At 72.1% G+C, this 21,177-nt stretch carries 19 protein-coding genes; 14 read left to right on the top strand and 5 right to left on the bottom strand.

Translation table 11 applies throughout. From position 1 onward, the window contains the following. Positions 1-44 precede the first annotated feature (44 nt). Complete coding sequence (locus ACZ573_RS16025) at positions 45-326, top strand: HIT family protein (protein ID WP_471304649.1); 282 nt, start codon at positions 45-47, stop codon at positions 324-326. 249 nt (positions 327-575) lie between these two features. Further along, positions 576-1,382: a hypothetical protein gene (locus tag ACZ573_RS16020; protein WP_471304165.1), complete on the top strand. Its 807-nt coding sequence runs from the start codon at positions 576-578 to the stop codon at positions 1,380-1,382. Positions 1,383-1,506: 124 nt separating this feature from the next. On the opposite strand, the gene disA is transcribed toward ACZ573_RS16020, so the two are convergent. Next, positions 1,507-2,631, bottom strand: a complete 1,125-nt coding sequence (disA, locus tag ACZ573_RS16015; RefSeq protein WP_150258629.1) for a DNA integrity scanning diadenylate cyclase DisA — start codon at positions 2,629-2,631, stop codon at positions 1,507-1,509. Between the two features lie 229 nt (positions 2,632-2,860). Next, a complete protein-coding gene (gene radA, locus ACZ573_RS16010) occupies positions 2,861-4,273 on the bottom strand; it encodes a DNA repair protein RadA (protein ID WP_189974095.1) in 1,413 nt (470 codons plus the stop codon). 85 nt (positions 4,274-4,358) lie between these two features. On the opposite strand from radA, the gene ACZ573_RS16005 reads away from it, so the two are divergent. After that, on the top strand, positions 4,359-4,847 hold the full coding sequence (locus tag ACZ573_RS16005; RefSeq protein WP_471304162.1) for a hypothetical protein: 489 nt from the start codon (positions 4,359-4,361) through the stop codon (positions 4,845-4,847). Between the two features lie 51 nt (positions 4,848-4,898). Continuing rightward, positions 4,899-6,659 (top strand): BACON domain-containing protein, encoded by a 1,761-nt coding sequence (locus ACZ573_RS16000; protein WP_471304159.1) that lies wholly within the window; start codon positions 4,899-4,901, stop codon positions 6,657-6,659. 12 nt (positions 6,660-6,671) lie between these two features. Here ACZ573_RS16000 and ACZ573_RS15995 read toward each other — a convergent pair whose 3' ends face one another. Next, positions 6,672-7,424, bottom strand: coding sequence for a DUF3109 family protein (locus ACZ573_RS15995; protein WP_471304647.1), 753 nt, complete (start codon positions 7,422-7,424; stop codon positions 6,672-6,674). Between the two features lie 177 nt (positions 7,425-7,601). Here ACZ573_RS15995 and ACZ573_RS15990 point away from each other — a divergent pair, with 177 nt between their 5' ends. From ACZ573_RS15990 to ilvD, 4 genes are all read left to right on the top strand, one after another. After that, positions 7,602-8,540: a Ppx/GppA family phosphatase gene (locus ACZ573_RS15990; protein ID WP_471304156.1), complete on the top strand. Its 939-nt coding sequence runs from the start codon at positions 7,602-7,604 to the stop codon at positions 8,538-8,540. 1,251 nt (positions 8,541-9,791) lie between these two features. Then, complete coding sequence (locus tag ACZ573_RS15985; RefSeq protein ID WP_471304154.1) at positions 9,792-10,640, top strand: sugar phosphate isomerase/epimerase family protein; 849 nt, start codon at positions 9,792-9,794, stop codon at positions 10,638-10,640. Further along, positions 10,637-11,275 (top strand): TetR/AcrR family transcriptional regulator, encoded by a 639-nt coding sequence (locus ACZ573_RS15980; RefSeq protein WP_471304151.1) that lies wholly within the window; start codon positions 10,637-10,639, stop codon positions 11,273-11,275. Before ACZ573_RS15985 ends, ACZ573_RS15980 begins: the two co-directional genes overlap by 4 nt. A 122-nt stretch (positions 11,276-11,397) precedes the next feature. After that, on the top strand, positions 11,398-13,248 hold the full coding sequence (ilvD, locus tag ACZ573_RS15975; RefSeq protein WP_471304149.1) for a dihydroxy-acid dehydratase: 1,851 nt from the start codon (positions 11,398-11,400) through the stop codon (positions 13,246-13,248). 52 nt (positions 13,249-13,300) lie between these two features. Here ilvD and ACZ573_RS15970 read toward each other — a convergent pair whose 3' ends face one another. Then, positions 13,301-15,448 carry a protein kinase domain-containing protein gene (locus tag ACZ573_RS15970; RefSeq protein WP_471304146.1) on the bottom strand — a complete coding sequence of 716 codons (2,148 nt, stop codon included), beginning with the start codon at positions 15,446-15,448 and terminating at the stop codon, positions 13,301-13,303. Positions 15,449-15,553: 105 nt separating this feature from the next. Between ACZ573_RS15970 and ACZ573_RS15965 the strand changes: the two genes are divergently transcribed. From ACZ573_RS15965 to proC, 6 genes are all read left to right on the top strand, one after another. Continuing rightward, positions 15,554-15,853 carry a peptidase gene (locus ACZ573_RS15965; RefSeq protein WP_471304143.1) on the top strand — a complete coding sequence of 100 codons (300 nt, stop codon included), beginning with the start codon at positions 15,554-15,556 and terminating at the stop codon, positions 15,851-15,853. 30 nt (positions 15,854-15,883) lie between these two features. Beyond that, complete coding sequence (locus tag ACZ573_RS15960) at positions 15,884-16,117, top strand: peptidase (RefSeq protein WP_471304139.1); 234 nt, start codon at positions 15,884-15,886, stop codon at positions 16,115-16,117. 69 nt (positions 16,118-16,186) lie between these two features. Beyond that, the gene (locus tag ACZ573_RS15955) at positions 16,187-16,717 is read left to right on the top strand and encodes a hypothetical protein (RefSeq protein ID WP_471304136.1); all 531 of its coding nucleotides are present in this window, start codon (positions 16,187-16,189) and stop codon (positions 16,715-16,717) included. 146 nt (positions 16,718-16,863) lie between these two features. Then, on the top strand, positions 16,864-17,700 hold the full coding sequence (locus tag ACZ573_RS15950) for an ABC transporter ATP-binding protein (protein WP_471304133.1): 837 nt from the start codon (positions 16,864-16,866) through the stop codon (positions 17,698-17,700). Then, on the top strand, positions 17,697-18,434 hold the full coding sequence (locus tag ACZ573_RS15945) for an ABC transporter permease (protein ID WP_202200338.1): 738 nt from the start codon (positions 17,697-17,699) through the stop codon (positions 18,432-18,434). The genes ACZ573_RS15950 and ACZ573_RS15945 overlap by 4 nt, the downstream gene beginning before the upstream one ends. A gap of 100 nt (positions 18,435-18,534) precedes the next feature. Beyond that, the gene (proC, locus tag ACZ573_RS15940; RefSeq protein WP_314242437.1) at positions 18,535-19,344 is read left to right on the top strand and encodes a pyrroline-5-carboxylate reductase; all 810 of its coding nucleotides are present in this window, start codon (positions 18,535-18,537) and stop codon (positions 19,342-19,344) included. Between the two features lie 46 nt (positions 19,345-19,390). Here proC and trpS read toward each other — a convergent pair whose 3' ends face one another. Further along, positions 19,391-20,395 carry a tryptophan--tRNA ligase gene (gene trpS, locus ACZ573_RS15935; protein WP_471304129.1) on the bottom strand — a complete coding sequence of 335 codons (1,005 nt, stop codon included), beginning with the start codon at positions 20,393-20,395 and terminating at the stop codon, positions 19,391-19,393. Between the last annotated feature and the right edge of the window lie 782 nt (positions 20,396-21,177).

Below are 21,177 nucleotides of genomic sequence, written 5' to 3'. Positions count from 1 at the left end.
AAACAGAACAGTCACCGATCGCGGTGCCTCGCGAAGTGGTGAACATGTGCTGTCCGTTCTCGGGTTCTGGCACAACTTCTGTGAAGATCCAGCGCGTGGCCGAGGCTGCGCGGACCGCCTTGAACGCCTCAGGCGTGAACATCCTCAGCGCCAGCGGCCCGGGATCGGAGCAGTCCGTGCCCCATCTGCACTTCCACGTCGTTCCGAGGTGGGTGGACGACGGAATCTCGACCTGGCCGGCCGGACGCTCCGTACATCACGTCACTGGCGATCCGGGGGCGCGGCTTGCCGACGCTCTTGCTTCGGGCCGGCACCACACAAGTTGAGCCAGAGCCCGTTCTCGTCAACAAAGCCACATGAGGGTGTCCGGCGGGCGACACGGGTGAGGCCGGGGCGGAGGCCGGAGCTGTCCCGTGATCACCGAACGTACTCACGGCGGATCGATCTCCGCATCGGCCCCTTTGGCCGGATCTCGGCGCCCCGATTGCGCCCGCAGGATGATCATCGGCAAATCAAGTCCTCTGCGCGGCATGTGGGGCACTGATCGGGTCGCGAACTCTCGTAAAGTTCCGTCCGTGGGATCTCTGCGCAATCCGGTCGGGCCGCTCCCCTCCTCCATCTACTGGCGACGGAGGGCTGTGCTGGCTTCCGTCGTCGCGCTCCTGGCACTCCTCGCCGTATGGACCGTCAGTTCCGGTGGGGGGAGGACGAGTACGAACGGAAAGGGCCAGGACGGCCCCGACCCCGTCACCTCGATCACCCCGGGACCGGCCGGTACCGGCCCCGCGATCAGCGCGGCCCCCGGCGGGCGCCCCGAGTCGGGGAGCGGCGGCAGCACGGGCTCCGGGGGCGGCAGCACGGGCGGCACGGGCAAGAACGGCGAACCGGGCAGCGGAACGGCCTCCAACGGCGGCTCGGGCTCCGGCTCCGGCGGCGCCGCGGGCGGCCCGGCTCCGGTCCCGGCGGACTCCCCGCTCCCCACGTGCGCGCCGGGAGCGCTGCAGTGGGAGGTCAAGAGCGTGAAGAACGAGTACGAGGCGAACGAGAAGCCGCGCCTCGAACTGGTCGCCCGCAACACCTCCGGAACCACCTGCAAGATCGACCTCGGCCCGAAGCAGGCCGTCCTGACCATCCTTCAGGCGAGCAGCAGCAAGGCGGTCTGGTCCTCGGCGGACTGCCCGACGGGCGCGGGCAACGCCTTCTTCCGCCTCCCGGCGCAGGGTGAGACGAAGCAGTCGCTGGACTGGGACCGCAGGTTCAGCGCGGCCGACCAGTGCCAGACGCCTCCGGCGGGGTCCGCGGCACCCGACACCTACGTGGTCGAGGTCAAGGCCCCGGGCATGCCGGTGGCCCGCACCTCGTTCGTCCTGAAGCAGGACTAGCGTCTGCAGGGCCACGGCGGGGCTCCGCCCCCGAATCCCCGAACCCCCGCGCGTCACACGCCGGCGGGGCAGTATTCAGCCGGGTCCGGGGCGGAGCCCCGGTCAGACGTAGCGTTCCAGGAGGTCAGACGTAGCGTTCCAGGATGGACGACTCCGCCAGGCGGGACAGGCCCTCGCGGACGCTCCGTGCGCGGGCCTCGCCCACCCCGTCCACCGTCTGCAGGTCGTCGACGCTCGCGGCGAGCAGCTTCTGCAGCCCGCCGAAGTGCTCCACGAGCCGCTCGATGATCGCGCCCGGCAGTCGCGGCACCTTCGCCAGCAGCCGGTACCCGCGCGGCGACACCGCCGAGTCCAGCGTCTCCGGCGAGCCCGTGTATCCCAATGCCCGCGCCACGATCGCCAGCTCCAGCAGCTCCGGATGGGTGAGCGCGTCCAGCTCCGCCAGCGCCTCGTCCACCGTGCGGGAACGCTTCGCCGTCGGCTCCGGCACGTAGTCCCGGATGACCAGCTCCCGCTCCTGCTCGATCCCGACCGTCAGCTCGTCCAGCTGGAGCGACAGCAGTCGCCCGTCCGTGCCCAGTTCGACCACGTACTCGGCGATCTCGGTCGCGATCCGGCGGACCATTTCCAGCCGCTGCGCGACCGCCGTCACGTCGCGGACCGTGACCAGGTCCTCGATCTCCAGCGCCGACAGCGTGCCCGCGACCTCGTCGAGGCGCAGCTTGTACCGCTCCAGCGTGGCCAGCGCCTGGTTCGCCCGCGACAGGATCGCCCCGGACTCCTCCAGGACCCGCCGCTCCCCGTCCACGTACAGCGCGATCAGCCGCATCGACTGCGAGACGGAGACCACGGGGAAGCCGCACTGCTTGGAGACGCGGTCGGCCGTGCGGTGACGCGTACCCGTCTCCTCCGTCGGGATCGACGCGTCCGGCACCAGCTGCACACCGGCCCGCAGGATCTTGGTGATGTCCTTGTCGAGGATGAGCGCGCCGTCGAGCTTGCACAGCTCGCGCAGCCGGGTCGCGGTGAACTCCACATCCAGGACGAAACCGCCCGTGCACATGGCCTCGACGCTCTTGTCCATACCGAGGACGATGAGCCCGCCGGTGTTGCCGCGAACGATCCGCTCCAAGCCGTCACGCAGCGGCTGACCAGGTGCGACCGCACTCAGTGAGGCGCGCATCATGGCCTCCTGCTTGGAGCTCGCGCCCGACTTCCCGGATGCTGCTGCCCCGTCCTTGGCTGCCACTGCACTCCTCCGGTCGCGGGTTGCGCCGCCCAGCGCCGCGGGCACGAGGACGTGCGTACGGCCGGGCGGACCATCCAGAAGTCTACCGGCGCGCGCCACGGCCCCGCCGTGGCTTGGCCCGGTACGGCCGGGCCGGGCCCCGTACGGACCCCCTGACCAGGGGATCGTCCCCCGGTTCCGCCCCCGTTCGTGCCCTCGGGTGCTCCCCCCACCCCCACCCCCGCGTCGGCTACTCCGCGGACCGCTCCCTGGCCGGCGTACGGGAGCGGCCGCGCGGCAACACCCGTAGCGCGTCGCCCATGTCGGCCACCTCGATGACCTTCATCCCGGCCGGCACCTTCCCCGGATCCGCCGGGACCAGCGCGTGCGTGAAGCCCAGCCGGTGGGCCTCCGCGAGCCGCCGCTGCACGCCGGTCACCCGCCGCACCTCGCCGGCCAGGCCGACCTCACCGATCGCGACGAGGTTCTTCGGCAGCGGGACGTCACTGGCGGCGGAGGCCAGCGCGAGCGCGATCGCCAGGTCGGCGGCCGGCTCGGTGAGCTTCACCCCGCCCACCGTGGCGCTGTAGATGTCGCGCTTGCCGAGCGCCGTGATCCGGCCGCGCTGCTCCAGCACCGCCAGCATCATCGACACGCGCGAGGTCTCCAGGCCCGAGGTCGTGCGCCGGGGGGAGGGGATCTGCGAGTCCACGGTCAGCGCCTGCACCTCGGCGACCAGCGGACGCTTCCCCTCCAGAGTCACCGTCAGGCAGGTGCCCGGGACGGCCTCGGCCCGCCGGGTCAGGAACAGCCCGCTCGGGTCGGCGAGCCCGGTGATCCCCTCGTCGTGCAGCTCGAAGCAGCCGACCTCGTCGGTGGCCCCGTACCGGTTCTTGATGCCGCGCACCAGCCGCAGCCGGGCGTGCCGGTCGCCCTCGAAGCTCAGCACCACGTCGACGAGGTGCTCCAGCAGGCGGGGACCGGCGATGGCCCCGTCCTTGGTCACGTGGCCGACGAGGAGGGTGGACATCCCCCGCTCCTTGGAGGCCCGGATCAGCGCTCCGGCCACCTCGCGCACCTGGGCCATGCCGCCGGGCGCGCCGTCGATCTCGGGGGAGGCGACGGTCTGTACGGAGTCCAGGATCAGCAGGGAGGGCTTCACGGCGTCGAGATGCCCGAGGACGGCGGACAGATCGGTCTCGGCGGCGAGGTAGAGGTGATCGCTGAGGGCGTTGATCCGGTCGGCCCGCAGGCGCACCTGGCTGGCCGACTCCTCGCCCGTCACGTACAGCGTGCGGTGCTCGTCGCTGGCCGCCTTCGCCGCGACGTCCAGCAGCAGGGTCGACTTGCCGACACCGGGCTCGCCGGCGAGCAGCACGACGGCGCCGGGCACGAGCCCGCCGCCGAGGACGCGGTCCAGCTCGTCCACGCCGGTGCTGCGGGCGGTCGCGGTCCGGCCGTCGACCTGCGCGATCGGCAGCGCGGCGGTCGAGACCCGGCCGGCGGCGGTGGTCCGCACGGCGGGCGCGCCCATCTCCTCCACGGTGCCCCAGGCCTGGCATTCGGGACAGCGGCCGAGCCACTTGGCGGTCGTCCAGCCGCAGTCGGTGCAGCGGTAGGACGGCCGGTCCTTGGCGGATGAACGAGCGGTGCGGGCAGCCATGCCGTTCACGGTAGCCGCCCGCACCGACAGTCCGGACCGGGGTGCCGGCCGCGGGGCGCGGCCGGCGCGGTGCGAGGGTGTCCCCATGGACCTGTCCGACGAGGGATCCCCCCTCGACGCCGACGTGACCGGCAGGCCCGTCGCGGACGTGGCGGGGCTCTTCCCCGGCAGCCGCTCCGCCGCGGACCTCGCCGCGTTCTTCGTCCGCGCGGGCTGGAGCTCGCGCTCCTCCTCCTGGGAGGGGTACGAGGTGGAGAGCCCGCTGGCCCGGCTGGAGATCGAACCGGTCGACGCCGGGGTCCTCCTCCACGGCGAGGCGGACGCCGGCCGCCTCGCCGCGCTCACCGCCGTGCTCCGCGCCCGCGGCCTCCCCTTCTCCGTGGAGTTCTACGGGGAGGACGGCGCTCTGCTGCATGACGTGTATGAGGTGCGCGAGGTGCATGAGGTACATGAGGTGCGCGTGGGTCCCGCCGGCCTCGCGGGAGCCGCGGGCCCACGGCAGCAGGACCTGCCGGTCCGACCGCGTCAGGGCCTGCGTCAGCGCCTCACCGATCTGTTCACCCGTAAGGGCTAAATGTGGCGAAGGCTTCCAGGGCGTCACCGGCGTGCCGCCTACGGTCGCCAGGTGAACAGCAGCCACCAGGCACACTCCTCAGCGCGCACCGGCGCACACCGGGCGCACGGGCGCATGCCCCACGAGGCCGAGCAGCCGCCGCCGTTCCGGCACGAGCCCTACCTGGACGGCCTGTTCACGTACTGCCTGTCGGTCCTGTGCGACCACGACACCGCGACCGACGTGCTCGGGGACGTCCTCGCCGTGGCCGAGCGGCATCCCGGCCGCTGCCCCGACGAAGGGGACCGGCGCGCCTGGCTCTACGCACTCGCCCGCTGGGGCTGTCTGCACCGGCTGGCCGAGCAGCGGCGCGCGCGCCAGGGAGCGCATTCCGCCCGGCGTGCGCCGGAGCACACCGGGCGCGACCGTGCGCCGGGTGGTGACACCCGATCCGACAGCGGCCAGGACGCCCACCGGCCGCTTGACGTGAGCGCCTACCGCCGTACCGAACTGGCCCGGCTCGCCTGGCCCGAAGCCGCCGGCACCACACCCGAGCAGCGCGAGGCCCTCGAACTCGCCGTCCGCCACCGCCTCGGCGTCCCCGAACTCGCAGCCGTCCTCGGCACCCCCGCGGCCGCCGCCCGCGAGCTGCTCTCCGGCGCCGCCTGCGAGGTGGAGCGCACCCGCGCCGCCCTCGCCGTCGTCGAGACCGGCAACTGCCCCAGCGTCTCCCGGCTCACCGGCGACGAAGGCGACGGCAACGTCCTGCTCTCCAGCACCCTGCGCGCCGAGCTCGTCCGCCACGTCGACGACTGCCCACGATGTCGCCGCGTCGCCGAACGCGTGGGCGCCGCGGGCCCCTGGCCCGGCTCCGGCGGCCTCAACACCGCCGCGCTCCCCCTCGTAGCCGCCCCTCGCACCGCCGTCCACGCCGCGATGCTCCGCTCCGGCCGGGGCCGCAGCCGGGGGACCGCCCCACGCTTCGACCGCACCGGCTTCCCCATGGACCCCAAGGACCGCGCGGCCCGCCGGGACCGGCTGCGCGCCCGGCTGGTGACCACCACCGTGGTCGCCACCGTCGTCGCCGCCCCGGTCCTGGCCCTGTGGGCGGCGTACCGCGGCGACCCCGGCTCGGGCGAGCCCGCCGGCGGCGACGCCACCCGTATCTCCGCCAGCGAGTCCGAACTCCCGGTCGCGCGCACCGACGGCCGCCCGCTGACCGCCTACGAGAACACCGGGAACACGGCCACCACCAGCGGCCCCGGCTTCGCCCAGAGCGACACCACCTCCGACGTCTCCGTCGAGATCATCAGCACCGGCCCGCCCGCGACCCCCGACCACCCCGGCAGCGCCGGCCACCTCACCGTGGCCGCATCCGCCCAGGGCGCCGTCACCCGGCTCACCCTCACCGCCTCCGGCGGCGCCCCCGTGGACTGGCGGCTCTGGTCCGACGCCCCCTGGCTGCGCGCGAGCCGGACCGCGGGCACGCTGGCCCCAGGAGAATCGGTCACCCTACGGATCACGGTGGATCCCGAGGGCCAGCCGGTCGGCGCCTGGACGGCCCGGGTCGGGGTCGACCCGAGCGGCGCCGTGGTCTCCATCCAGGGCCGCGGCCGGCCCGCGGCGACGCCCGCGCCCGCCCCCGACCCGACGCGGCCCGCGACCCCGGCGCCCTCGCCGGACCCGACGCGGCCGTCCACCCCGCCGCCGTCCCCGACGGAGCCGACGATCCCGCCGCCGTCCCCGACGCCCGAGCCGACCCCGACGGACGGCTCAGGCGGAACGGTTTCCCCCGCCCCGGACCCGGCCCCGTCGGCCTCGCCGGGAACCTGAGAGGGCTTGCGGTCAGACAGGATCCGCAGGGTGCGGGGCCATCGGCAGCAGCGACGCCAGCCGCGCCTCGCACAGCTTCACGAGCTCGTCGTAGCCCTCCTTGCCCATCAGCTCCGTCAGCTCGGGGCGGTACGACACGTACACCGGCTCGCCGGCACCGTGCGCGGAGGTGGCCGACGTGCACCACCAGTGCAGGTCGTGGCCGCCCGGACCCCAGCCGCGGCGGTCGTACTCACCGATCGACACCTGCAGCACGCGCGTGTCGTCCGGCCGGTCGATCCATTCGTACGTCCGGCGGATCGGCAGCTGCCAGCAGACGTCGGGCTTGGTCTCCAGCGGCTCCCGGCCCTCCTTCAGCGCGAGGATGTGGAGCGAGCAGCCCGCCCCGGCGGGGAACCCCGGCCGGTTCAGGAAGATGCACGCCCCGTCCCAGCGGCGGGTCTGCTTCTCCCCGTCGTCGTCGTGCTGCGTCCACCCGCTCTCGCTGCCGACGTCGTGGAACTGCCACAGCTCGGGCGTCAGCCGGGCCACGTGCTGCGCGACGCGCTTCTCGTCGTCCTCGTCGGAGAAGTGCGCGCCGAGCGTGCAGCAGCCGTCGTCGGCCCGGCCCGCCTGGATGCCCTGGCAGCCGCTGCCGAAGATGCAGGTCCAGCGGGAGGTCAGCCAGGTCAGGTCACAGCGGAAGATCTGCTCGTCGTCGGCGGGATCCGGGAACTCCACCCAGGCCCGGGGAAAGTCGAGCCCCTTTTCGTCGGCCGTGACCACGGCCTTGTCCTTGCCGCCCTTGGCGCCGGCCTTGGCCTTCGCCTTGCTCTTGACGGTGTCCTTGCCCGTGTCCTTCTGCGACCGGGTCTTGTTGGCCTTCTTCGTATTTGGCACAAACCCAAGCCTATGCGCCCCTTACACATCCCCCGAGTCTTCCTCGCAGTAGCGTTTCCCCCTATGAGACTCGGTGTGCTGGATGTGGGTTCGAATACGGTCCATCTGCTGGTGGTGGACGCGCACCCCGGCGCGCGCCCGCAGCCGGCGCACTCGCACAAGGTGGAGATAAGGCTGGCGGAGCTGCTCGACGAGCGCGGCGCCGTCACCCCCGAAGGCGTCGAGCGTCTCGTCTCGGTGATCGGCGACGCGGTCCAGGCCGCTGAGGACAAGGGGTGCGAGGACGTCCTCCCGTTCGCGACCAGCGCCGTACGCGAGGCTACGAACGCGGACGAGGTCCTCGCGCGGGTCAAGGCCGAGACCGGCGTCGACCTGCCGGTGCTGAGCGGCGAGGACGAGGCCCGGCTCACCTTCCTCGCGGCCCGCCGCTGGTTCGGCTGGTCCGCCGGGAAACTGCTGATCCTGGACATCGGCGGCGGCTCGCTGGAGATCGCGTACGGCATCGACGAGGACCCGGACGCGGCCGTCTCCCTCCCGCTGGGCGCGGGCCGCCTCACCTCGGGCTGGCTCCCGGGCGACCCGCCGGACGCGCTGGACATCCGGGCGCTACGGCGGCACGTGCGGGCGGAGATCGCCCGGACGGTCGGCGAGTTCCGCCGCTTCGGCACGCCGGACCACGTGGTGGCGACCTCGAAGACCTTCAAGCAGCTGGCCCGCATCGCGGGCGCGGCCCGCTCGGCGGACGGCCTGTACGTGCAGCGGGATCTGAGCCGCAAGTCCCTGGAGGAATGGGTCCCGCGCCTGGCGGCGATGACCACGGCCCAGCGCTCGGCCCTCCCGGGCGTCTCGGAGGGCCGCGCGAACCAGCTCCTGGCGGGAGCCCTGGTCGCGGAGGGCGCGATGGACCTCTTCGGCGTGGAGGAACTGGAGATCTGCCCGTGGGCCCTCCGCGAGGGCGTGATCCTGCGCAGGCTGGACCACATGCCGGCGCCGGAGGCGTAGGGGCGGGGGCTTCGGGGCGGGAGCTTCGGGGGGCGGGAGCTGGTCGGGCGGTAGCTGGTCGATCGGTATCAGGGATGTGTATGGGGGTTTCCCGTCAGTCCCATCGTCCCTCCGTGCCGGGCCGGTCCCTCAAGGGCGCTCCTACGTCGCGTCGCTTCGCGATGTCGCTGCGCTCCACCCTGGACCGACCGCCCCGCCCCGGAGAAACGAAAGACTGCCGGGAAACCCCCGAAGGAACGGGCCGGGAGATCAAGACAGGGACGGGGCGATCAGAGATGCGCGACCCGGTCGGGCGCGAAGAGCCACGGTCCAGAGACGGGGCCCATCACAGCCGCCCTGCCGTGCCGGGGAAGCGCGTCCATTCGCTACGCGCTCCTGACGTCTCAGCGTCCGACGACCGTCCTGGGCTGGGCATAGGCCGCCCCAGATCGCTACGCGCTTCTCCACGACCGCGACCGACGGCCGTCAGGGGCCAAAGTCTCGCTATTCCGTCGTGAAGCCGGGTCAACGCGAGCATCACCCCACAAGCTCACACCCGAACAGGGGTAATTGGGGCAAACGGTCGGCCTTTCGGGCCACCCACGTGCGTTGACCCGCATCCACGACGAGATAGCCGCAGTTTCACGCCTTCCCACCCCGGTCAGCCGCCGGACGCCTCCTACGAGGAGCGCCTACGGCTCGTGGGCGGCCTATGCCCAGCCCCGGACGGTCGTCGGACGCTGAGAGATGAGGAGCGCCTACGGGTCGTGGGCGGCTTATGTCCAGCCCCGGACGGTCGTCGGACGCTGAGAGATGAGGAGCGCCTAGGGGTCGTGGGCGGCTTATGTCCAGCCCCGGACGGTCGTCGGACGCTGAGACGTCAGGGGCAAGTAGCGATTGGACGCGCCTCCCCCGACACGGGCCCTGGTCTCGATGGGCCCCGTCTCTGGACCGTGGCTCTTCACGCCCGACCGGGTCGCGCATCTCTGGCCGCCCCGTCCCTGTCTTGATCTCCCGGCCCGTTCCTTTGGGGGTTTCCCGGCAGTCTTTCGTTTCTCCGGGGCGGGTCGGTCGGTCAAGGGTGGCCGAAGGCCATCACGCAGTGACGCGACGCAGGAGCGCCCTTGAGGGACCGGCCCGACACGGAGGGACGATGGGACTGACGGGAAACCCCCATACACATCCCTGATTCCGATCGAGTGGATCCCGCCTTCCGGAGTCGCGTGGCCGCCGTCACGGTCGGGCGCCGTTGTGGGCCCGTACCCTGTCCTCGTGGCAGAACCAGTCCGTGTCCCGACCGCGAAAGTCGCCCTATCCACCGCCTCCGTCTATCCGGAGTCGACGGCGACCGCCTTCGAGATCGCCGCGCGCCTCGGTTACGACGGTGTCGAGGTGATGGTCTGGACGGATCCGGTCAGCCAGGACGTCGACGCCCTGCGCCGGCTGTCGGACCACCACGGGGTGCCGATCCTGGCCGTGCACGCGCCGTGTCTGCTGATCACCCAGCGGGTCTGGTCCACCGATCCGTGGACCAAGCTGCAGCGCGCCCAGGCCGCGGCCGAGCGGCTCGGGGCGAGCACCGTGGTCGTGCATCCGCCCTTCCGCTGGCAGCGCCAGTACGCGCGGGACTTCGTCACCGGTATCTGGCGGATGGCCGACGAGACCGATGTCAGGTTCGCCGTGGAGAACATGTACCCGTGGCGCTACCGCGACCGCGAGATGCTGGCGTACGCCCCCGAGTGGGACGTGACGAAGGACGACTACCGCCACTTCACCGTCGACCTGTCGCACACCGCGACCGCCCGTACCGACGCCACCGCGATGATCGACCGGATGGGCGACCGGCTCGCGCACATCCACCTCGCCGACGGGAACGGATCGGCCAAGGACGAGCACCTGGTCCCGGGCCGCGGTACGCAGCCCTGCGCCGAGCTGCTGGAGGGCCTCGCGCGGACCTCGTTCGACGGGCACGTGGTGATCGAGGTGAACACCCGCCGGGCGATGTCCTCCGCCGAGCGCGAGGCGGATCTCGCCGAGGCGCTGGCCTTCACCCGCCTGCACCTCGCCACCACTCCCACCACCCCCACCCCCGCCGAGCGCGACAAGGCCCGTCGGCCGTGACCGATACCCCCGATACCCCCGACGCACCCAAGCCACGCCGCCGCGGCCCCGGCCGGCCCCGGCAGGACGAGGCCGACGACGGCCCCGGCACCCAGGAGCGCATCCGGCTCGCCGCCCGTGAGGTGTTCGCGGAGCGCGGGTACGACAAGACGTCCGTGCGCGGCATCGCGAAGGTCGCCGGTGTCGACCCGGCGCTGGTGCACCACTACTTCGGCAGCAAGGACGACCTGTTCGCCGCGGCCATCGAGGTCAGCATCGAGCCCGCCCTGGTGGTCCCGGCGATCATCGGCGAGGGGCCGGACGGCATCGGCGAGCGCCTCGCCCGCTACTTCCTGGGCGTCTGGGAGAACCCGGTCACCCGGGTCCCGCTGCTCGCCGTGATCCGCTCGGCGCTCACGCACGAGGCCGCCGCGAAGGTACTGCGCGGGCTGGTCCTGCGGCGGCTCCTGGAGCGCGTCGCCGCCGACCTGGACGTCCCCGACCCGACCTTCCGTGCCGAGCTCGCCGCCTCCCACATGGTCGGCATTGCGATCCTGCGCTACGTGGTCCAGGTGGAGCCCCTCGCCTCCGCCGACCCGGAGAAGATCGTGGCCCTCGTGGCGCCCACGCTCCAGCGGTACCTGACCGAGGAATGAGCCCGCCGTCCCGGCATCCGGACGCGCCGTCCGGATCGCGGGCGGTGGGCGTAGCCTCGTATCTGAGCCATATCCGCAGTCGCGGCTGACCGTACAGCCGCACTCATGGGGAGTGAAACCGCATGCCCGAGCTGAGGTCCCGCACCGTCACCCACGGCCGCAACATGGCAGGCGCGCGTGCGCTGATGCGCGCGTCGGGCGTAGCGAGCGCGGACATCGGCAAGCCGATCGTCGCGGTCGCCAACTCCTTCACCGAGTTCGTCCCCGGTCACACCCACCTGGCGCCGGTCGGCCGCATCGTCTCCGACGCCATCCGTGCCGCCGGTGCGATCCCGCGCGAGTTCAACACCATCGCGGTCGACGACGGCATCGCCATGGGCCACGGCGGCATGCTGTACTCCCTGCCTTCCCGCGACCTGATCGCGGACTCGGTCGAGTACATGGTCGAGGCGCACTGCGCCGACGCGCTGATCTGCATCTCCAACTGCGACAAGATCACCCCCGGCATGCTGATGGCCGCGATGCGCCTCAACATCCCGGTCGTCTTCGTCTCCGGCGGTCCGATGGAGGCCGGTCAGGCCGTCCTCGTCGACGGCACCGTCCGCAAGCTGGACCTGATCGACGCCATGGTCGACGCCTCCAACGAGAACGTCTCGGACGAGGACGTGCTCCGCATCGAGGAGAACGCCTGTCCGACCTGCGGGTCGTGTTCAGGCATGTTCACCGCCAACTCCATGAACTGCCTCGCCGAGGCCATCGGCCTGGCCCTCCCGGGCAACGGCTCGGTCCTCGCCACCCACACTGCCCGCCGCGCCCTGTACGAGGACGCCGGCCGCACGGTCGTGGAGATCACCAAGCGCTACTACGAGGACGGCGACGAGTCCGTCCTCCCGCGCAGCATCGCCACCCGCGAGGCCTTCGAGAACGCCATGGCCCTCGACATCGCGATGGGCGGCTCCACGAACACGATCCTGCACCTGCTGGCCGCCGCCCAGGAAGCGGGCCTGGAGTACGACCTCACCGACATCGACGCCGTCTCGCGCCGTGTCCCGTGCCTGGCCAAGGTCGCGCCGAACGTGGCGCCCGGCGGCACGTACTACATGGAGGACATCCACCGGGCCGGCGGTATCCCCGCCATCCTCGGCGAGCTGCACCGCGGCGGCCTCCTCAACAAGGACATCACCACCGTCCACTCCGACGGTCTGGAGGACTGGCTCGCCCAGTGGGACGCCCGCTCCGGGACGGCCACCGACACGGCCATGGAGCTGTGGCACGCCGCCCCCGGCTGCGAGCGCTCCGCCACCGCCTTCTCCCAGTCCAAGCGCTGGGAGACCCTCGACCTCGACGCCGAGGGCGGCTGCATCCGCTCGGTGCAGCACGCGTACTCCAAGGACGGCGGGCTGGCCGTGCTGCGCGGCAACATCGCCGTCGACGGCTGCGTCGTGAAGACCGCCGGCGTCGACGAGTCGATCTGGACGTTCGAGGGCCCGGCCGTGGTCTGCGAGTCCCAGGACGAGGCCGTCGACAAGATCCTCCGTAAGGAGATCAAGGCGGGCGACGTCGTCGTCATCCGCTACGAGGGCCCGCGCGGCGGCCCCGGTATGCAGGAGATGCTCTACCCGACCTCCTTCCTCAAGGGCCGCGGCCTCGGCAAGGTCTGCGCGCTGGTGACGGACGGCCGCTTCTCCGGCGGCACCTCGGGCCTGTCCATCGGCCACGCCTCCCCGGAGGCGGCCTCGGGCGGCACCATCGCGGTCGTCGAGGACGGTGACCGGATCCGCATCGACATCCCGAACCGGTCCATCGAGGTCCTCGTCGACGAGGCCACCCTGGCGGCCCGCCACGAGGCCCTCGGCGGCGTCTACGCCCCGAAGAACCGCGAGCGCAAGGTCTCCGCGGCCCTGCGCGCCTACGCCGCGATGGCCACCAGCGCCGACAAGGGCGCGGTCCGCGACGTCTCCCTCCTGGGCTGACGACCGGCTCCGCCGGCGCCCCCGCACCTTCCGGTGCGGGGGCGCCGCCGTCTCACCATCGGCCCGGATCCGCCGCCCCCACCGCGAACACCGACCCGTCGGGCGCCCCCGTGAACACCCGCCCGCCGCCGACCACGGGCGCGGGCAGGGCGGAGGTGTAGCCCGGCTCACCCCCCAGTCTGGGCCTCGTCTGTCCCAGGAGCCGGCCCGCGCCGTCGACGGCCAGCAGCCGCCCGTCCGAGGCCGTCAGGTGGATCCGCGCTTCGTGGATCATCGGCCGCGAGCCCACGGCCACGCCCGTCTCCAGCCGCCATTCCTCACGCTCCGCCCCCACCGCGGCCAGGGCGCCCGAGGTGCCGAAGACGTAGACCCGGCCCTCGGGCCCGACTGCGGCCTGGGCCTCCAGCAACGGCGACGAGAGGGGGATCCGGCGTACGGCTCGTGTCGCGAGATCCACCCGCACGACCGCCCTGGTCACAGCGCCGGACGCGGACCGCGTGTCACCTTCCAGCAGGTAGAGCCCGCCGGCCGCCGCGCCGACCGGTTCCAGCAGCGCCGGGCTCCGGACCTGCCAGTGCACCGCGCCGCTCGTGGCATCGACAGCGGAGACCTGGGTCGACTTCCCGTCCGCTCCCTGCGCGCAGAGGTACAGGCCGGCGCCCCCCGGAAGGTCTGGGTCGGCGAGCCATGCGGAGCCCGCCCCGCCGAGGCGGTGTTCCCAGCGAGTCGCGCCCGTGGCCGCGTCGAGCATGGTGGCCTTTCCGTCCGGGCCCGTAACGAGCAGCAGACTTCCCACAGGCACCACCCGCCCGCCCTCCGGTAGGGCCCGCTTCCACCGCAGCGCACCGGCTGCCGCGTCCAGGGCCCGCAGGCCCCTTCCGTCGTCGTCCACTGCGAACACCAGTCCTGCGGCGTGCAGCGGAGCCGGATTCGGGGTCATCCGCGAAGCGGGTGCCGCTCTTGGCACGGACCACATCACCGAGCCGTTCGCGGGGTCGAGCCGGGCGGCTGCCAGCCCCGGCCCCGAGCAGTACAGACCTCCGGCCGACCACGAGCAGGCCGGAACGGGATTGCCCCCGCCCCGTTCGCCCACCTGTACCGCCCACGGCGGCCCGGCCTTCGCACCGGGACCGGGCTCCGTGGCCTCGGCGTGCACGGTGGAGTGCGCTGACGGGTCTGCGTCCGTCCCGTATGAGAGGTATCCGCCGAGCGCCCCGCCGGTCAGCAGCAGCGCGCCGCCGACCGACAGCACCAGCCGTGACCGCCGCCGCGGCGGGGTGGGGCCGGGCTGCTCGGCGACCATCCGGCCCCGCCGGTGGGTGGCCTCGTCCCGCCGGTTGGGTCCGCGCGGCCTGGGGATGAAGGCCCGGGTGTCCTCCGACGTCGGATAGGCCAGCGCACGCAGTTCACTGATCAGCGCATCAGGGGTCGGGCGTTCGGCGGGGTTCTTGGCGAGGCAGGATTCGACGACCGGCCTCAGGGCCGCCGGCAGACCGGTCAGGTCGGGGTCGTGGTGGACGACCTGATACGCCACCAGATAGGGACTGTCGGAGTCGAAGGGGCCGCGCCCGGTCGCTGCGTGCACGAGTACGGCGCCCATCGCGAACAGGTCCGCGGCAGGCCCCACTTCCCTGGGTCGCTGGAACTGCTCGGGCGCCATGAAGGGCGGTGTCCCGATCAGCTTTCCGGTCTCCGTCCGCAGGTCGCTGTCGGTCGGCCGCGAGATCCCGAAGTCGATGACCCGTACCCCGTCGGGTGCCATCAAGACGTTGCTCGGCTTCAGGTCCCGGTGCACCACCCCGGCCCGGTGGATGTCTCGCAGGGCCTCGGCGAGTCCGGCGCCGAGCCGGGCCAGTTCGGCCGGATCGAGCACCCGCTCCCGCACCCGCTCGGCGAGTGTCGGTGCGTCGATGAACAAGGTCGCCATCCAGGGCCGTTCGGCGTCCGGATCCGCGTCCACGACGGGCGCGGTGAACGCCCCGCTCACACGTCGCGCCGCGGCCACTTCCTGCCGGAACCGGGCCCGGAACTCCGGATCCACCGCGTGTTCGGGGTGCACGATCTTGACGGCGAGTTTCAGTCCCGACGCGGAGGTGGCGAGGTGGACGACGCCCATACCGCCCGAACCCAGGACGGATTCCAGCCGGTACTGCCCGGCGTACTCCGGAAAGCCCGCCCGATCCCTGCGCAGCGACTGCACCGCTGACCACCCCCGCCGGAGCCTAGTCGATGGCACCTGGCGATCTCCAAGGTCCTGCTACCCTGCGCGAGTTGCGCAACGCAACGCTCAGGGGGGAGTTTTCGCATGTCCGAAAAGAGTGAGGCCGGTCAGGCCCAGAGCCTCGCCGCAGAGTCCGGTTTCCAGACCTTTCCGGTTGCTCCCGGCTACCGGGTGAACGTCCGCAGTGGCCCGGGCACCAGCTACTCCATCGTCAAGGTCCTGCCGTACGACTCGTACGTCTCGATCCGCTGCCAGGGCTCCGGCACGACGGTCTCCGGTCCGTATGGCACGACGGACATCTGGGACTGCATCGGCAACGGTCAGTTCGTCTCGGACGCATACGTCCAGACGGGCAGTGACGGCTACGTCGCCACGCGCTGCTGACCTCTGCCGGCCTGTCAAGGAGAGAGGGCAGTGATCACCAGACGGCGCGTGCCCGGTCTCGGCGGACCCGGCACCAACTGCTCGGTCATCGAGGTCCTGCCGCTCGGCGCGACCGTCTCGCTCCGCTGCCCGTGCGAGGGCACCACCGTCTCGGGCCCGTACGGCACGACGGACATCCGGGACTGCGTCGGCAACGGCCGGTGCGTCTCCGACGCGTACGTGAAGACCGGCAGCGACGGCCACGCCACCAACCAGTGCGGCTGACCGTCCCGGACCCGTCTGCCACGTGAGACACACCCGGCCCGACCGGCCCGGCGAGGGATAATCGCTGATGTGAGCGACGACCAGCGAGACCAGACCCCCGCCGAGCCGGCCGCGCAGGCCCCGCTGTCCGCCGGCCCGCAGCCCGAGCCGATCCCGTTCTTCGGCACCACGTGGGTCGAGCACGACGGCGGCTACGCCCTGCGCCGTGTCGGCCTCGCCATCGGCTCGCTGGCCACCGCCGTCGCCGCCGCGCTGCTGCTCCGCTTCGCCTACGGGGGCCTGGAGATCGGCAACGTCGGCCCGTTCCTCAGCATCTCGGTCGTCATCCTCTTCGCGATCGCCAGCTCCATCGCCTTCACCAAGACCTGGGCCTCCTTCAGCCGGCGTCCCGCCCCGTCCTCCGACGAGGCCGCCCTCAAGGGCCTGAAGACGATCGGCTTCATCGGCTCCCTGATCGCGTACTTCCTGCGCTGCCTCGGGGAGGCGCCGGGCGAGAAGCTCCGCCGCGCCGAGTACGAGCGCGCCCAGGCCGAATACGCCCGCCGCCGCAGCACCCGTACGGGGAACCCGGCCGCCCGCCGGCCCAAGCGCAAGAAGTAGCCCCGCGCGCGGCGCAGCGGCGAGAAGCGGCCCGCGCCCGCATCCGCACCCGCATCCGCACCCGCGCCCGCGCCCGTGCCCGTGCCCGGACCCGCATCCGTCCCGGCGATTGACGTCCTGGCACCGCCAGGAGCATTATTCATCACATGATGAATAACCAGGCCGAGGGAGACCCGGCCGCCGTCCACGCCCATGACCTGACCGTCCGGCGCGGCACCGGCCGCACCCCCCGCACCGTCCTCGACTCCATCGCCTTCGACGTCCCCCGCGGCCGCATCACCGGCCTCCTCGGCCCCTCGGGCTGCGGGAAATCCACCCTCATGCGCGCCATCGTCGGCACCCAGGCCCACGTCACCGGCACCCTGGACGTCCTCGGCCACCCCGCCGGCCACCCCCGGCTCCGCTCCCGCATCGGCTACGTCACCCAGGCGCCCAGCGTCTACGACGACCTCACCGTCCGGCAGAACCTCGACTACTTCGCCGCCGTCCTCGACCCCGGCCGCGCCGCCGCCGACCGCCGCGCCGCCGTCGTCAGCCGCGCCATCACCGACGTCGATCTCACCCGCCGCGCCGACGCCCTCGCCGGCAACCTCTCGGGCGGCCAGCGCAGCCGCGTCTCCCTCGCCGTCGCCCTGCTCGGCACCCCCGAGCTCCTGGTCCTCGACGAACCCACCGTCGGACTCGACCCCGTCCTGCGCCGCGACCTGTGGAACCTCTTCCACGACATCACCGCCACCCGCGGCGCGACGATCCTCGTCTCCTCCCACGTCATGGACGAGGCCGAGCGCTGCCACGACCTGCTCCTCATGCGCGAGGGCCGCATCCTCGCCCAGGACACCCCCGACGCACTGCGCACCCGTACCCACGCCACCACCGTCGAGGAGGGCTTCCTGCGCCTCGTCGACGAAGCCGACGCGGCCGCGGCCGCCAATGCCGCCGCCGCCGTCTCCGACGTCACCGCCATCCGGGAGCAGACCCGATGAACGCCGCCCGCACCACCGCCACCGCCGCCCGCGTCCTGCGCCAGCTCCGCCACGACCCGCGCTCCATCGCGCTGATGCTCCTGGTCCCCGTACTGATGCTCACCCTGCTGCGCTTCGTCTTCGACGGCAGCCCCAAGACCTTCGACGGCATCGGCGCCTCACTCCTCGGGATCTTCCCCCTCATCACCATGTTCCTGGTGACCTCCATCGCCACCCTGCGCGAACGCACCTCCGGAACCCTGGAACGCCTCCTCGCCATGCCGCTCGGCAAGGGCGACCTCATCGCCGGCTACGCCCTCGCCTTCGGCGCCGTCGCCGTCCTGCAGTCCCTGCTCGCCACCGGCCTCGCCCTCTGGGCCCTCGGCCTCGACGTCGTCGGATCCCCCTGGCTGCTCCTCCTCGTAGCCCTCCTCGACGCCCTCCTCGGCACGGCACTCGGACTCTTCGTCTCCGCCTTCGCCGCCTCCGAGTTCCAGGCCGTCCAGTTCATGCCGGCGGTGATCTTCCCCCAGCTCCTTCTCTGCGGCCTCTTCGCCGCCCGCGACACCATGCACCCCGTCCTCGAAGGCCTCTCCGACGTCCTGCCCATGTCCTACGCCGTCGACGGCATGACCCAGGTGCTCACCCACACCGACATGACCGCCGACTTCGTCCGCGACGCCGCGATCGTCGCCGCCTGCGCCCTCCTCGTCCTCGCCCTCGGCGCGGTCACCCTCCGCCGCCGCACGCCCTGACCGCACTCCGGACAGCGCCTCCCCCTACCCCGCCCGGGTGCAAGGATGAAGACGTATAGGTAGCTCACGCGCAAGAACAGTTCGGCGAGGTGGATCGGGCATGACCCAGACAGTCGCAGTCCTCGGTACCGGCAAGATCGGCGAGGCCCTGCTCAGCGGGATGATCCGCGGCGGCTGGCCCGCCTCGAAGCTCCTCGTCACCGCCCGCCGCGCCGAACGGGCCGAGGAACTCCGCACCCGCTACGGGGTCGAGGCCGTCTCCAACGCCGAGGCCGCCAAGCGCGCCGACACCCTCATCCTCACCGTCAAGCCCCAGGACATGGCCAAGCTCCTCGACGAGCTCGCCCCGCACGTCCCCGCCGACCGCCTGGTCATCAGCGGCGCCGCCGGTGTCCCCACCGCCTTCTTCGAGGAACGGCTCAGCCCTGGCACCCCCGTCGTCCGCGTCATGACGAACACCCCCGCCCTCGTCGACGAGGCCATGTCCGTCATCTCCGCCGGCAGCCACGCCACCGCGGCGCACCTCGCCCACACCGAGGAGATCTTCGGCAGCGTCGGCAAGACCCTGCGCGTCCCCGAGTCCCAGCAGGACGCGGCCACCGCCCTCTCCGGCTCGGGCCCCGCCTACTTCTACTTCCTCGTCGAGGCCATGACCGACGCCGGCATCCTCCTCGGGCTGCCCCGCGCCCAGGCCCACGACCTGATCGTCCAGGCCGCCATCGGCGCCGCCGTCATGCTGCGCGACAGCGGCGAACACCCGGTCAAGCTCCGCGAAGCCGTGACTTCCCCGGCCGGCACGACGATCAACGCCATCGTCGAGCTGGAGAAGCACGGCGTACGAGCCGCCCTCATCGCCGCCCTCGAAGCGGCCCGCGACCGCAGCCGCGAGCTCGCCTCCGGCAACAGCTGAGACACCCGTACGGTGGGGGTCCCGCGGCATGCGGGACCCCCACCCGTCACGGCTCCAGCAGCCCGATGGCCCGGTACGCCCGGTCCACCACCGGCCGCGCCAGCTCCCTGGCCCGCCCGGCACCCTCCCGCAGCACCTTCTCCACCTCGGCCGGATCGCCCGCCAGCTCCGCGTGCCGCTCCTGTACGGGCCGCAGCAGTTCGACCACCGCGTCGGCGACGTCCCGCTTCAGCGCCCCGTAGCCGCTGTACCCCTCGGCGAGCACCGCCGGATCACCCCCGGCACACGCCGCCAGGATGTCCAGCAGGTTGGCGACCCCCGGCCGTGCCTCCCGGTCGTAGACCACCGCACCGTCCCCGCTGTCGGTGACCGCCCGCATCACCTTCTTGCGCACGACGCCGGGCTCGTCGAGCAGATAGACGATTCCGGCCCCGCTCTCGTGGGACTTCCCCATCTTCGACGTCGGGTCCTGGAGGTCCATGACCCGCGCGGCCACCGCCGGGAGCGTCGCCTTCGGCACGGTGAAGGTGTGCCCGTACCGCTGGTTGAAGCGCACCGCCAGATCCCGGGTCAGCTCGACGTGCTGCCGCTGGTCCTCCCCGACCGGCACCTCCTGCGCGCCGTACGCCAGGATGTCGGCCGCCATCAGCACGGGATACGTGAGCAGCGACAGCCGCACGCCCTCCCCGGAGACCTGCGCCTTCGCAGCCTTCTCCTTGTACTGGATCATGCGCCGCAGCTCCCCGTCCGTGGCGGTGCACTCCAGGAGGTACGCCAGCCGGGTGTGCTCGTCGACGTGGCTCTGCACGAAGAGGGTGCACCGCTGCGGATCCAGCCCGGCCGCCAGCAACAGCGTCGCCGCCTGCCGGCTCAGCCTTCGTACGCGGGCCGGCTCGTGCTCGACGGTCAGCGCGTGCAGATCGACGACGCAGAACAGCGCGGACTCCGGTGTCAGGTCGGCTTCGACCCACTGCCGCACGGCCCCCAGGTAGTTGCCCAGCGTCAGGTGTCCGGTGGGCTTGATGCCGCTGAAGATCCTCGTCGCCGTCATGTCCTGCTCTCCCTTGTGTGTGAGTGGTGCCGGTGGCCACCGCGCCGGGCGACCGAGCCACTCCCGGGAGGGGAGAAACAAGAACGGCCGCCGTAGCGGCGGCCGTGAGCGCATGCGTGCTCGCGTGGAAGGTCGGCCGCCGTCAGGCGGCCCACCAGCGAAGGCTGAGCGTGAGCGCATGCGTAGTCATGGGCCCAGCGTAGACCGAAGGGGCTGAAGGCGGCGGGAGTTTCGCGGATCCCGCGCGGCGGGTCAGCCGGGGGTTGACACAGGTGTGCCCGGTCCGTAAGGTTCTTCGAGTTGTCCGAAGTGAGCGCCGACCCCGGTCGGTCCCCGGACAGCCATCCCGCACTACACATTCGAACGAACGACGCACTCCGTCGTCTCGTTTTCATGCGTATTTGCGAATGAGGAATCCGCGTTCCAGGACGCAGCCGCCGATTAGGTTCGGAGGCACGGAATCCGCTACTGTCTCACTCGTCGAAAGGGCCTAACAGCCCGGAAGACAAGCCCCGCTGACTGGGGGTCAGGCCCGAAGGGTCTGATAGAGTCGGACTCGCCGGAAAGGGAAACGCGAAAGCGAATACCTGGAAAGCGCCGAGGAAGTCGGACACGAAAGAGTCTGATAGAGTCGGAAACGCAAGAACAGAACGAAAGCCCGGAGGAAAGCCCCAGCAGATGTCGCGGGGGTGAGTACAAAGGAAGCGTCCGTTCCTTGAGAACTCAACAGCGTGCCAAAAATCAACGCCAGAAGTTGATACCCCGTCCACTTCGGTGGATGA

This window comes from Streptomyces sp. NPDC040545 (assembly GCF_055595065.1).
Note: the sequence above shows the minus strand (reverse complement) of the source record. Positions and strands in the feature narration are given on the sequence as shown.